Genomic DNA, 12,230 nt, shown 5'->3' with positions numbered 1-12,230 from the left:
CGCTCAGCGCTTCCGCTTCGCGCGCGCCTCCTGCACCTTCGTCATCCCGGCCTTGAGCCGCTCCTGGTTCTGCGGCTTGCGGGCCTCGTCGTAGACCTTCTTGGCGATACCGATGGCGGCGACCTTGCGGAAGAGACTCATACCTCCCGGTACCCGCTAGAAAGGTGTCCGTGCTCCCCCGTCCAGGTGATCCGGCCCGCATCGAGCTGAGCAAGTGGGGCGACCGGCCGCACTGGGAGCTCGACGCGACGTACCTCGGCTCCGACGAGCACGGCGACTGGCTCGGCGTCCCTGCCGGCACCGCCCACTCCCGGCCGGGGGCGAGCTTCACGTCCGAGGTCGACTCGGTGACGCTCGCGCCCCGCGACCGTCCGTGGTGTGCGACGTTCCACGCCCCGGGGATCTGGTGCACGGTCTACGTCGACATGACCACGCCCCCGCACTGGGACGGCGCCGTCGTGCGCGCCGTGGACCTGGATCTCGACGTCATCCGCGGCTCGGACGGCCGGGTCCGGGTCGACGACGAGGACGAGTTCGCCGAGCACCAGGTCACGCTCGGCTACCCAGCCGAGATCGTGCGGGTCGCCGAGGCGAGCCGCGACGCCGTACTGAACGCCGTACGACGTGCCCAGCCGCCGTTCGACCTCGACACCTGCCGCCCGTGGCTGGCCCAGGTCGCCGACCTCACCCCGCCCTGACGGGGCGAGCGGTCACGAGCCGCCGCGCGAGCGGCGCCGCGACCGCGCCATGGTCCGGGACGCGCCGACCAGCCGCGGCCCGGAGAGCCGCGACTCGACCTTGCGGGCCTCGCGCTTGAGCGGCTGGGCGACGTACTCCCCGAGGATCACGCCGGAGGACAGGGCGATCGCCACCGAGGCGGCGGTGACCATGGCGAGCAGGCCCGCGGAGGTGTAGGCGCCGCCCTCGGCGAGCAGGGTGAGGCCGCGGTAGATCGACAGGCCGGGCAGCATCGGCACCACCGCGGACACCACGACGACCAGTGGCGGGACCCGCATCCGGCCCGCGACCGTGTAGCTGACCAGGCCGACGAAGAGCGCCGCCATCGCGACCGACCAGGTGCGCCCGATGCCGGGGAACTCGACGGACTGCGAGATCCCGATCGCGATCGCCGCGATGACGGCGATCGGCAGCAGGATCCGCTTGGGGGCGTACGACGCGTACGCGAACGCGCCGGCACAGAGGGCCGACCCGACCGCGAGCATGCTGACGCTCTGGAGGTCGGCCGCGCCCGGGTCGAGCTGCGGGATCTCGACACCGAACGCACCGGCCAGGCTGAGACCCCCGCTGACGCCGCCGATGATGCCGGCGGTCGCGAGCATCGCCTCGGTCAGCCGGGCGGTGGCGGTGATGTAGAAGCCGGTGAGGGCGTCCTGCAGCGCGCCCATGAAGCCGATCCCGGCGAGCAGCATCACGATGTTGGCCGTGACGACGAGGGAGACGTCCACGTCCAGCGGTGTCGACGCGGCCGCGAGGGCGATCAGGGTCGCGACCCCGCCTCCGGCGACCTGCTGGTAGAAGGACGGCATCCGGCGCCGGGAGATCTGCAGCTGCAGCCGGTCGATGACGGCCGAGGCCAGGAACGCGAGCGCGACCACGACCGGGCCGCCGCCGAGCTGGATCGCGACGCCGGCGCACATCAGGCCCCAGGCGAGGGTGATGGCCCAGCGCGGCCGGTCGTGGCCCGACGAGGTGATCCGGGCCAGTGACGCCCGCGCCTCCTTCAGCGTCACCTCGTCGCGCAGCACCGCCCGGATCAGGTGGTCGACCCGGGTCAGGTGCTCGTAGTCGATCACCCGCTGCCGCACCAGCCGGGTGGCGTGCAGCGGCACCTCCTCGGGCCCCTGCTGCCAGCTCATCGACAGCGAGGTGAAGGTGACGTCGATGTCCGCCTCCCGCAGCCCCAGGTGATAGGCCAGCGTCTGCATGGTCGCCGTCACGTCGGCAGCACCCGCGCCCGAGGACAGCAGCACCTCCCCGATCCGGAGGCAGAAGTCCAGCCCGAGGTTGACCTCTCGTACGTCCGCCATGGGCGCGATGCTGCCAGAGCGGGTCGCCGCACCCTGTGGAAGGCTGGTGCCGTGCGCATCGACTTCCGAGGTTCGCCCGAGCCGACACTGGGTGTCGAGTGGGAGCTCGCCCTCGTCGATCGCCGTACCCGCGATCTCCGCAACGACGCCAGCCACCTCTTCGCCCGCGCCAAGCCCCGGCTCGCCGAGCCCGAGCGGATGCACAAGGAGCTGCTGAAGAACACCGTCGAGCTGGTCACCGGTGTCTGCCACACCGTCGACGAGGCGATGACCGATCTGCGCACGACCCTGGCCGCGGCCATCACCGCCGGCGACGAGCTCGACATCGACCTGTACGGCGCCGGCACCCACCCCTTCGCGTCCTGGACCGGGCAGCAGCTGACCGAGGGCCACCGCTACGAGGAGCTGATCAACCGCACCCAGTGGTGGGGCCGGCAGATGCTGATCTGGGGCGTGCACGTGCACGTCGGGCTGCCCGAGCGCGACCGGGTGATGCCGGTGCTCTCCGCGCTGCTCAACTGGTACCCCCACCTGCAGGCGCTCTCCGCCTCCTCCCCCATCTGGGCCGGGGTCGACACCGGCTACGCCTCCAACCGGGCGCTGATGTTCCAGCAGCTCCCGACGGCGGGGCTGCCGTTCCAGTTCGCGACCTGGGCGGAGTTCGAGTCCTTCGCGCAGGACCAGCTGACCACGGGCGTCATCGACGTACTCTCCGAGATCCGCTGGGACGTGCGACCGTCCCCGCACCTCGGCACCATCGAGAACCGGGTGTGCGACGGCGTCTCCAGCATCGACGACCTCGCCGCCCTGGTCGCGCTCGTGCACTGCCTGGTCGTCGACCTGGACACCCGGCTGGCCGCCGGCGAGACGCTGCCGACCATGCCGCCGTGGCACGTGCAGGAGAACAAGTGGCGCGCGGCCCGCTACGGGCTGGACGCGATCGTCATCCTGGACGCCCAGTCCAACGAGCGGCTGATCACCGACGACCTCGCCGACCTGCTCGTGCGGCTCGAGCCGGTCGCCGAGCGCCTCGGCTGCTCCGCCGAGCTAGCCTCGGTCGCCGACATCCCGCGGCGGGGCGCGTCGTACCAGCGTCAGCGGGAGGTGGCCACCCGCACCGACGGTGACCTGGTCGCCGTCGTCGACTCCGTCGTGCGCGAGCTGCGCGCCAGTCTGTGAGCTACCGCTCGTAGCCGCCCTCCGGCGGCACCATCTCCAGCCGTACGCCGAGCAGCCGCACCGGGCGGTCGCGATCGCGCTCCTCCAGCCGGTCGAGGAGGGAGGCCGCCGCCTCCGCGAGCGCTACGGGATCGTTGGTCGGCACCGGCAAGGTCAGGCTGCGGCTGACCGTGAAGAACGGCCGGAACCGCACCTTCAGCCCGACCCGGGCGGCCGGCCGGCCCTCGCGGTCGATGTCGTCCACCACGCGTCGGGCGAGGACCCGCACCTCCTCGGCGATCCGCTCGGGATCGACGAGGTCGTCCTGGAACGTGGTCTCGCGGCCGTGTGCGCGCGGCACCCACGGGGTCGCGTCGACCGGGCTCGTGTCGGCCCCGCGGCCGAGCCGGTGGTACCACGGCCCCATCGTCGGCCCGAGCTCCGCGGCCAGGACCCGGGCGTCGGACTCGGCGAGCTGGCGCACAGTCTCGATGCCGAGCGCGGCGAGCTTCTTCTCGGTCTTGCCGCCGATCCCCCACAGCGCCCGGGTGGGCCGCTCGCCCATCACCTCGAACCAGTTGTCCGCCGTCAGCCGGAAGGTCCCGCGTGGCTTGCCCAGGTCGGTCGCGACCTTGGCCCGCAGCTTGGTGTCGCCGATGCCGACCGAGCAGTGCAGCCGGGTCACCGCGAGCACCTCCTGGCGGATCCGGTCGGCGAAGGCCTGCGGGTCGAGCGCGGAGTCGGGCACGCTCGCGGCGAGGAAGGCCTCGTCCCAGCCGAGCACCTCGACGACGACCGGCGCGCCACCCCAGGTCAGGGTGCGCAGGCAGTCCATGACCTCGGCCGAGGCGGCGTCGTACGCCTTTTTGTCGACGGGCAGGAACACCGCCTCGGGGCACTTGCGAGCGGCCAGCCGCAGCGGCATCCCGGAGCCGACGCCGTGCTCGCGCGCCTCGTACGACGCCGTCGAGACCACGCCCCGCTCGGTCGGGTCGCCGCGGCCGCCGACGACGACGGGGCGCCCGGCCAGCTCGGGTCGGCGCAGCACCTCGACGGCCGCGATGAACTGGTCGAGATCGACGTGGAGCACCCAGGCCGTCGTCGGGGCGGTCATCGCATGCTCATCGAGGGGGCGGCGGGAGCGCCTCGGTGGTCTCCCGCTGGTCGAGCCCGGTGAGCAGGAGCAGGTCGACGACGACCGAGCGGAGCTGGACCAGGACCACCTCGGCCGTCATCTCCTCGGACCGCTCGACCCGCCCGGTCGCGTTGCCGACGGCGAGCAGGTCGTCGCGGGCCGCGACGGCCATCCGGTCGGCGGCGAGCTCGTCGGCGACCTTCTCGGCGGCCGCCGCCAGGTCGATCGCCAGCACGGAGTACGACGACGGCACCGGCCGTCGGTGGTACGCCGCCACCGCGACCTGCCGGACCAGCACGCGGGTGCTGCGCAGCGCCCGGTCGAGCGGGTCGACCAGGTCGGCCATCCGCCGGATGTTGCCCTTGTGGCGGACCCGGAACGGCGAGGAGGCGACCACCGCCATCCCCTCGTCGGCCGCGGCCTGCAGCTCCCGGATCAGGTGGTCGGTCGAGCGGGCGTCGGCGAGCAGGTCGAGACCGCGTTCGGCCTCACCGTCGACCATCACCTCGCCAGCGGTCCGGAGCAGCTCGGCGATCTTGCGCATCACCACCGCCGCCTGCTCGCGCGGTCGCCGCAACGGTGCCGCGGGCACCGCCGAGGCGGCGACCAGGGCGACCAACCCGCCGATGACCGCGTCGGTCCAGCGGGTGAACGCGGCGTCCGGGTCCGGGACCAGGGTGCTGACGATGATCGACTGCACCGCGGCCTGGGTGACCAGGAGCTGCCCGCCGTCGAGCAGGAACGCGCTCGACATCGCGAGTCCCACGATCAGGGCGATCTGCCACCCGCCGGTGCCGAGCTCCAGCACCAGCAGGTCGGCGATGAACACCCCGACCGCGACGCCGACGGTGATCTCCGCGACCCGACGCAGCCGCTGGCCGTAAGACGTCCCGAGGGCGACCACCGCCGCCACCGGCGCGAAGAACGGCGTCGGGTGGTCGAGCAGGTCCGCGGCGATCACCCAGGCGACGCCGGCGGCCAACGCGCACTGGGCGATCTGCCAGCGCTTGGAGCTCAGCCGCGCGATGCGGGCCCGCAGAGACAGCCGGCTGCGGCTCCACATCCTGTCGAGCGGTCCGGCCTCCATACCCCGATCGTGCCAGGTCTCGATACGCCCGCTCGTGCCTCACGGGCTACTCGACCAACGATTCGGGATTACGACGCGTGCGCCCAGTCGAGCGCCTGCTTCAGGTCACCGAGGTCGCGGTACCACGTGCGCACCTCGGTGCGGCAGCGCACCCGGGCGACGTGGGTGTCGTACTCGGCGCACTCGGCGCGGGCCTCGGAGTCGGTGGGCGGGTAGGCCGCCGAGCCGTCGTAGTAGTGGATCTCGAAGCCGTTGGCCTGGTCGCCGGTGACCGCCACGATCGTGTCGGGCGCCGGCGCCTGGGCGGTGCTGCTGCTGGCGGACAGGCCGCCGCAGAGCAGGAGCAGGACGGCGGCAGCGGCCGCGACGGCCAGGGTGAGGAGCTTGGGCATGGGTGGACTCCCGAGGGTCGGTGTGCCGGCGAGTTCCGGCGTACCGACGACGCTAGGGAGGACCGGCGACGGTCGGCGGCGACCGGAGACCGCCTGGGGAGAACCCGTGCGGGACCGGCCCCTGTGGACGGAGGACGGCCCGCCGCCCCCGGCCTGCCGCGCGTCCCTTGTGGCGACGGTCACCCATTGCGATAGTCGCCACTGCGTGGCAACACCTCAGCCCCGACAGCAGCCAGCGAAAGGCCCTCCGTGGTCACTCCGATCGACCCCACCTCGGCCGCGTTCCTGCTCGCCGAGAACCGCAGCCAGCCGATGCACGTCGGCGGACTGCAGCTGTTCGAGAACCCCGAGGGTGCGGGTCGTGGCTACACGCGGCGGATGTACGAGGCGATGACCGACGTGGCGGAGGTCCGCCCGTTGTTCCTCAAGCACCCGCACCGCTCGCTCTCGACCGCCGGCCAGCTGGTGTGGCGCGAGGACGAGCAGTTCGACCTCGAGCACCACGTCCGGCACAGCGCGCTGCCGAAGCCGGGTCGGATCCGCGAGCTGCTCAACCTGTGCGGACGGTTGCACAGCACCCGGCTGGCCTGGGAGCGGCCGCTGTGGGAGTCGACCGTCATCGAGGGGCTGCGCGACGGACGGGTCGCGCTCTACACCAAGACCCACCACGCCCTGCTCGACGGCATCTCGGCGATGCGGCTGATGCAGAGCGTGCTCAGCACCGACCCCGACCAGCGCGACATGCCGGCACCGTGGGGGGTCCGGCCCGAGCACTCTCGTACGCCGGAACCCGCCGCCGACGTACCGGCCGACCTGTTCCGCCACGCCCTCTCCACCGGGCTGGGGCTGACCGCGGAGGCGGCCGGCCTGCCCGCGGCCCTGATCCGGACCCTCAACGCGGGCGTCCGCAACGAGACCTCGGCGGTCTCCTTCCACGCTCCCCGCACGATCTTCAACGAGCGGATCACCGGCTCCCGGCGCTTCGCCGCGCAGGACTGGCCGATCGAGCGGCTCCGGGCGATCGGGAAGGCCAGCGGCGCGACGATCAACGACGTCGTCCTGGCGATGTGCTCCGGGGCGGTGCGGCAGTACCTCCTCGAGCTCGGCGAGCTCCCCCAGGCACCCCTCGTCGCGATGGTCCCCGTGGGGCTGAACGCCAAGCAGTCGCACGTCGCCTCCGCCGACGGCGGCAACGCCGTCGGCGCCGTCATGTGCCGGCTCGGCACCGATCTCGACGACCCGGCCGCCCGGCTCGCGACCATCCAACAGTCGATGAGCGACGGCAAGGTCGCCCTGTCCAGCATGACCCCGCTGCAGATCGTCGCGATGAGCGCGCTCGGGCAGGCGCCGGCCATCCTGCCGCCGCTGCTGCGCCTGCAGGGGATCGTGCGCTCGCCGTACAACCTGATCATCAGCAACGTGCCCGGCCCGCGCACGACGCACTATTGGAACGGCGCGAAGATGGTCGGCACCTACCCGCTGTCCATCCCGATCAACGGGATGGCGCTCAACATCACCTGCACGTCGTACGACGGGAAAATGGGCTTCGGGCTGACCGGCTGCCGCCGGACCGTTCCGCACCTGCAGCGCCTGCTCATCCACCTCGACGCGGAGGTCAGCGCGCTGGAGAAGGCTGTCGGGGCGTAGCGGCCTCGTCGTCGACCCACTCGAGGAGGTCGCCGGGCTGGCACTCCAGGACCCGGCACATCGCCTCCAGGGTGCTGAACCGGACCGCCTTGGCGCGGCCGTTCTTCAACACGGCGACGTTGGCCGGGGTGAGCCCGACCTGCTCGGCGAAGTCGCCGACCGACAGCTTGCGCTTGGCGAGCTCGACGTCGATGCGCACCACGATCGGCATCAGATGACCGCGTCGAGGTCGAGGCGCAGCGTGGTGGCCTGGTGGAGCAGGGCACGCATCACCACCATCACCAGCAGCACCACGCCCCCGGCGAGCGTCATGCCGATCACCAGGATGGGCGTGCCGGGGTCGTCGGACTTCGAGATCACGTACAGGGCGAAGCCGGCGAACAGCGCCCACCCGACCCCGAGCGCCGCCACGATCAAGTCGACCCAGCGGAACGCCTCCTCGCTGAAGATCCGGTCGGCCCGCACCAGGGACAGCAGCCGCCAGGTGCACACGACCACCACCTGCACGGCGGCGATCTCCAGGATCGACCAGATGGTCAGGGGCCAGCGCAGGTGGGCCAGGTCGGGCTCCTCGGTGGCCAGGTGGGCGAACTGCCCGGGCATGCTCACCACCTGGCCGAAGACGAGGCCGACGAAGAAGACCACCAACAGGATCCGGAGCGGGACCACGACGCGATCGAGCAGGTTCATGCATCGACTTTCGCTTGAGATCTATCGAAAGTCAACAGATCGCGTTGGATGCGAACCTCACGCGAGGCCGAACACGTAGGAGAGGTATGAGCAGACGCGAGCCCCGCGAGCGGGAGTTCACCGAGTTCTTCGGCTCGCACGCGCTCGGGCTGCGGCGTACGGCGTACCTCGTCGTCCGCGACTGGCACCTCGCCGAGGACCTGACACAGCAGGCCATGGCCAAGCTGTACGCCGCCTGGGGGCGCACCCGGCCGGACACCCGGCTGGCCTACGCCCGGAGGATCGTCGTCAACGAGTGCCTCAGCCACCTGCGCCGGCACCGGCCGGAGTCGGCCGTCGAGGCGGTCCCGGACCTGCCGTCCCCGTCGGCCGGTGACCACCCGCTCGACCTCGGCGCCGTGCTCGCCCTGCTCCCCGCCCGGCAGCGAGCGATCGTCGCGCTGCGCTTCCTCGACGACCTGTCCGTCGAGGAGGTCGGGCGGCTGCTCGGCGTCGCCGACGGCACGGTCAAGAGTCAGACGTCCCGCGCGCTCGACACCCTGCGTCGCCACCTGCCCGACCTCGCCGAGGAGCTCCGATGACCCACCACGACCTGTCCACGCTGCTGCGCGACCACGTCTCGCACGACGAGCCGCCCGTCCCACTGGCCACGCGGGCGATCGCCGGCGGCCGGCGCCGGATCCGCACGCGACGGCTCGCCGCGACCGGTGGCACGCTCGCCGCGCTCGCCCTGGCGGGCGCGGTCGCCGTACCTCTGTTGCCCGAGGACGACGCCGGGTCCCGCGACTCCGGGATGGATCCGGCCTCCGTCGACGCACTCGAGGAGTACGACGCGCTGCGGATGCCCGAGCTGATGGACGAGCACACCCGCCCGGTGCTGGAGCGCAGCGTGCCCGACCTGGGGCCGTCGACCTTCACGGCGCGCGACGACCAGTGGACCCCCATCCCCCGACGGCACTGGGACAAGGCCAGTCAGCTGTCCGTCAGCTACGGGACGCGCGAGCACGAGTGGGTGGTGTCGATCGGCCACGCCCGGGGGGAGGCGGAGGGCGGTGCGGAGGAGTACTGCGCCAGCGAACTCACTGGCGGCTATGCACTGGAGTGCACGGTGGAGCGAACCGCAGACGGAGACGTCGTGATCAAGCAGCTGACGGCGCTCACGATCCACCGAACATTCGGGAGAGTGGACCCGAACATGCCCTGGGGGATCGTCCGCGTCGACCGGATCCCGTCGACGCGGCTCGACGAGCTCTGGTTCGAGCACCGCGTCAAGGTGATCAAGTCCGAGACGCTGCTGACCTACGTCAAGGAGAGGGTCAAGGTGACCGACCGCGACCCGGCGACGGCGGGGTTCCAGACGTCGTACGACGACCTCGCCGAGATCGGGACCGACCCGACGATGGTGATGCCGCCACCACCGGACGAGAACGGCTGCGGGTGGACCTGGAGGATGGAGGTCAGGTGCATACGGCGCTGAGCTCCTGGTAGCCGCCACCGACCGTGTCGGCCACCGCCTGCAGCCGAGCCCGCGTGATGTCGGCGACCGTCGCGTAGCCCGCGACCTGGGCGTTGGAGCCGACCCTCGTCGGCTCGGCGGAGTTGATGCTGACGCAGCGACGGGTGCCGCCGTCGGCGGCGTTCTGGAGCGCGACGGCGTGGCCCGTCGTACCGCTGCCGGCGAAGAAGTCGAGCACCCGCGCGTCGTCGGGCATCGTGCCGAGCAGCCGGCGCAGCAGACCGGTGGGCTTGGGCGACTCGAAGACGTGCCCGACGATCTGCTTCAGCTCCGCGACCGCGGTGTCGGTCGAGCCGACCTCGGCGGCGAGCCAGATGGTGGTGAGCTTCTTGCGGCGGCCGCCGGACTCGTCGCGGTGCAGCCAGTCGCGCTGGAAGACGTCGACCCGTTCCCCCGCCCGCCCCTTGATCCGGCGACAGACGAGGTCGTCGGGGCGCTCGTCGATCCGCGGCCGGCTCCACCGCCACACGGCGGGCGTGCCGTCGCCGAAGACCGGGGTGATCTCCTGGGCGTCGCCGAACGGCTCGGTGCGGACCTCCCCGGTCTCGGGGTCGCCCCAGACGCTGAAGTGCAGGGTCCGCGCGGTGACCGGGTTGAACTTCTTGTTGGTGTTGCGCAGCGGCAGGTGCCGGAAGCGCCGCCCGTCCGGCGCGATCTGCGGGAAGTCGGACTCGCGGACGGTCTCGGCGCTGCTGGCGTCGAGTACGCAGCGGCGGGCGTCCTTGGCGTAGACGAGGAGGTACTCGTGACTCGTCGCGAAGCCCCTCCCCAGCTGGCGTCCCTTGGGGTTGTGGTTGACGACCACCTGGGCCAGCCGCTGCGGCTCGCCGTACACCTCGTCCATCAGCAGGCGCAGGTGCGCGGCCTCGTTGTCGTCGATGCTGACCGCGATCGCACCGGTGTCGGCGAGCAGCTCGCGCGCGTGCACCAGCCGGGGCCGCATCATCGCCACCCAGGCCTGGTGGCGGCTCGTGGTCGCGTCGCCCCGGATGTCGTCGCGGTAGGCGAAGTCGTTGCCCGTGTTGTACGGCGGGTCGATGTAGACGAGGTCGTACGGCGCCGCGTCGCCCGCGATCTGCGCCAGCCGGGGCAGCACGTCGAGGTTGTCGCCCTCGACGAACGTGTTCCACGGCTCGGCCACGCGCCGACCCTAGCCGCGACCGACCCTCGTCAGCGGTAGCCGACCAGCGTCGGACTCGCGGTCCGCACCTGGAGCGCGACCGGCTCGCCCTGCATCGTCACCGTGCCCAGCACCGGCTCCCACGCACCGCCGTTCACCCGGAACTCCGCGCTGTACGTCGTGTCCACGCTCGGCGTAATCGCTCCGGCTCGCGCGTACTCGTGCGTGATCTCCAGCGCCGGGTACGCCGCCCCCGGCTCCGTCGTGGTGGTCCCGCTCCCGTCGCCGAAGCGCCACCCGAACCCGCTCGGCCGGATCCGCAGATCCACCCGCTGCCCTACCAACGTCACCGACCGCTCGAAGGGCGCCGCCTCGGTGTAGAAGTTCGTCGCGAAGTTCACCAGGGTCTCGCCGCCCGGGGGCTGGACGACGAGCTGCGACGCCGGGAGGGGGATGCGTTTGAAGGCGCGCGCGACCATGGCGTTCGTGATCTGGACGGGTGTGGCGATCTCGCCTTCCTCCGGACACGCGTAGTAGCTGTCGATTCTCTCGCCTTCCACCTCCAGCCACCAGAAAGTCATCGGACTTCCGTCGTCGCAGCGCATGGCCTCGACGCACAACGCCGCCCCACCGAGTGCACAGGCAGGCTGCGAATGCCACGTACCGGGCGAACTGCCCACGCTCTGTGCGGTGGGATCAGGCTCCCCGCTGTGCTGGCCAGTTTGGGAATGCACCGAGAACGCGGTGCCCTTGGGCCCTACTCCAGTGTCGTCGTCGGCCCCCGCCGGTTGCGGGCAGAAGTGGAACGCTGCAACGGCGAAGACAGCGAGCCCTGCACGTCTCATGAGAGCGTCTCCCAGAAGCCAATGGCGAACCCGCTCTCCTGCCGTTCCACGAGAAAGCGAGTGCTTATGACCGCAGCGGGAAACACTTCGTCGTCTTTCGGTTCTGGCCAGTCCACGATCTGTTTCTCGTTGCGAACTCTCGCTCGTACCTCGAACCCCTCTACCGGACCCGCCTCGTATTCGGTTGAAACAGTGCTCGTGACTGTCGTCTCACCACCCTTGAATGACGCGCCCTGCGCGAACGCATCTCGTAGATAGTCCGTGCCGGAGCGACAGTTCCTGCAGGAGGTGCTCGCGAGAGCCTCGAGGCCTTCGACATCACCCGATGCCTGCGCATAGTGCGCTGTCTCCCAGTAGAACCGCACGAACGCCTCAGCAGCGGCAGCATCATCCCCCTCCGCCTCAGGCGGAAGCGTGGGCTCGACCGGACCCGTCGGCGTGGGCGTCGGCGTACTGACGGCAGACGAGCTGTTCGTGGGCGGGACCTTGGGCTCCGGATCGTCGCCGTCCGTACAGCCCGCGAGCAGCACCAGCCCCATGGCCAGGGTGACGGTGGACAGTCGCCTCATGTCGAGTCCTTCCCGAGAGCGCG

At 71.5% G+C, this 12,230-nt stretch carries 15 protein-coding genes; 5 read left to right on the top strand and 10 right to left on the bottom strand.

Annotated features, from left to right (window positions below; translation table 11 throughout):
• Positions 1-3 precede the first annotated feature (3 nt).
• On the bottom strand, positions 4-141 hold the full coding sequence (locus MUB56_RS09450; protein WP_244931646.1) for a hypothetical protein: 138 nt from the start codon (positions 139-141) through the stop codon (positions 4-6).
• A gap of 29 nt (positions 142-170) precedes the next feature.
• Here MUB56_RS09450 and MUB56_RS09445 point away from each other — a divergent pair, with 29 nt between their 5' ends.
• The gene (locus tag MUB56_RS09445; RefSeq protein WP_244931645.1) at positions 171-698 is read left to right on the top strand and encodes a DUF402 domain-containing protein; all 528 of its coding nucleotides are present in this window, start codon (positions 171-173) and stop codon (positions 696-698) included.
• Between the two features lie 12 nt (positions 699-710).
• Here the strand turns inward: MUB56_RS09445 and MUB56_RS09440 are convergent, their stop codons facing one another.
• Positions 711-2,048 (bottom strand): threonine/serine exporter family protein, encoded by a 1,338-nt coding sequence (locus tag MUB56_RS09440; protein ID WP_244931644.1) that lies wholly within the window; start codon positions 2,046-2,048, stop codon positions 711-713.
• Positions 2,049-2,099: 51 nt separating this feature from the next.
• Between MUB56_RS09440 and MUB56_RS09435 the strand changes: the two genes are divergently transcribed.
• Positions 2,100-3,227 carry a glutamate--cysteine ligase gene (locus tag MUB56_RS09435; protein WP_244931643.1) on the top strand — a complete coding sequence of 376 codons (1,128 nt, stop codon included), beginning with the start codon at positions 2,100-2,102 and terminating at the stop codon, positions 3,225-3,227.
• Between the two features lies 1 nt (position 3,228).
• Here the strand turns inward: MUB56_RS09435 and MUB56_RS09430 are convergent, their stop codons facing one another.
• From MUB56_RS09430 to MUB56_RS09420, 3 genes are all read right to left on the bottom strand, one after another.
• On the bottom strand, positions 3,229-4,320 hold the full coding sequence (locus tag MUB56_RS09430) for a DNA polymerase IV (protein WP_244931642.1): 1,092 nt from the start codon (positions 4,318-4,320) through the stop codon (positions 3,229-3,231).
• A 7-nt stretch (positions 4,321-4,327) separates the two neighbouring features.
• A complete protein-coding gene (locus tag MUB56_RS09425) occupies positions 4,328-5,428 on the bottom strand; it encodes an FUSC family protein (protein WP_244931641.1) in 1,101 nt (366 codons plus the stop codon).
• Between the two features lie 68 nt (positions 5,429-5,496).
• Positions 5,497-5,820 (bottom strand): hypothetical protein, encoded by a 324-nt coding sequence (locus tag MUB56_RS09420; protein WP_244931640.1) that lies wholly within the window; start codon positions 5,818-5,820, stop codon positions 5,497-5,499.
• 249 nt (positions 5,821-6,069) lie between these two features.
• Here MUB56_RS09420 and MUB56_RS09415 point away from each other — a divergent pair, with 249 nt between their 5' ends.
• Entirely contained in the window at positions 6,070-7,467 is a 1,398-nt protein-coding gene (locus MUB56_RS09415) for a wax ester/triacylglycerol synthase family O-acyltransferase (RefSeq protein ID WP_244931639.1), read from the top strand.
• On the opposite strand, the gene MUB56_RS09410 is transcribed toward MUB56_RS09415, so the two are convergent.
• A complete protein-coding gene (locus tag MUB56_RS09410) occupies positions 7,436-7,678 on the bottom strand; it encodes a helix-turn-helix transcriptional regulator (protein ID WP_244931638.1) in 243 nt (80 codons plus the stop codon). The two genes, MUB56_RS09415 and MUB56_RS09410, sit on opposite strands and share 32 nt — an antisense overlap.
• Positions 7,678-8,157 (bottom strand): DUF2975 domain-containing protein, encoded by a 480-nt coding sequence (locus MUB56_RS09405; RefSeq protein WP_244931637.1) that lies wholly within the window; start codon positions 8,155-8,157, stop codon positions 7,678-7,680. The genes MUB56_RS09410 and MUB56_RS09405 overlap by 1 nt, the downstream gene beginning before the upstream one ends.
• A gap of 86 nt (positions 8,158-8,243) precedes the next feature.
• On the opposite strand from MUB56_RS09405, the gene MUB56_RS09400 reads away from it, so the two are divergent.
• A complete protein-coding gene (locus MUB56_RS09400) occupies positions 8,244-8,738 on the top strand; it encodes a SigE family RNA polymerase sigma factor (protein ID WP_244931636.1) in 495 nt (164 codons plus the stop codon).
• Entirely contained in the window at positions 8,735-9,634 is a 900-nt protein-coding gene (locus MUB56_RS09395; RefSeq protein WP_244931635.1) for a hypothetical protein, read from the top strand. Before MUB56_RS09400 ends, MUB56_RS09395 begins: the two co-directional genes overlap by 4 nt.
• Here MUB56_RS09395 and MUB56_RS09390 read toward each other — a convergent pair.
• The 3 genes from MUB56_RS09390 to MUB56_RS09380 form a co-directional block, all read right to left on the bottom strand.
• Entirely contained in the window at positions 9,615-10,814 is a 1,200-nt protein-coding gene (locus MUB56_RS09390) for a site-specific DNA-methyltransferase (RefSeq protein WP_244931634.1), read from the bottom strand. The two genes, MUB56_RS09395 and MUB56_RS09390, sit on opposite strands and share 20 nt — an antisense overlap.
• A gap of 29 nt (positions 10,815-10,843) precedes the next feature.
• Positions 10,844-11,374 (bottom strand): hypothetical protein, encoded by a 531-nt coding sequence (locus MUB56_RS09385; RefSeq protein WP_244931633.1) that lies wholly within the window; start codon positions 11,372-11,374, stop codon positions 10,844-10,846.
• 260 nt (positions 11,375-11,634) lie between these two features.
• The gene (locus MUB56_RS09380) at positions 11,635-12,207 is read right to left on the bottom strand and encodes a DUF6318 family protein (protein WP_244931632.1); all 573 of its coding nucleotides are present in this window, start codon (positions 12,205-12,207) and stop codon (positions 11,635-11,637) included.
• Positions 12,208-12,230: the final 23 nt, after the last annotated feature.

It is taken from the genome of Nocardioides sp. W7 (genome assembly GCF_022919075.1).
Classification (GTDB): Bacteria; Actinomycetota; Actinomycetes; order Propionibacteriales; family Nocardioidaceae; genus Nocardioides.
This window is presented reverse-complemented; position numbering and strand designations above follow the sequence as displayed.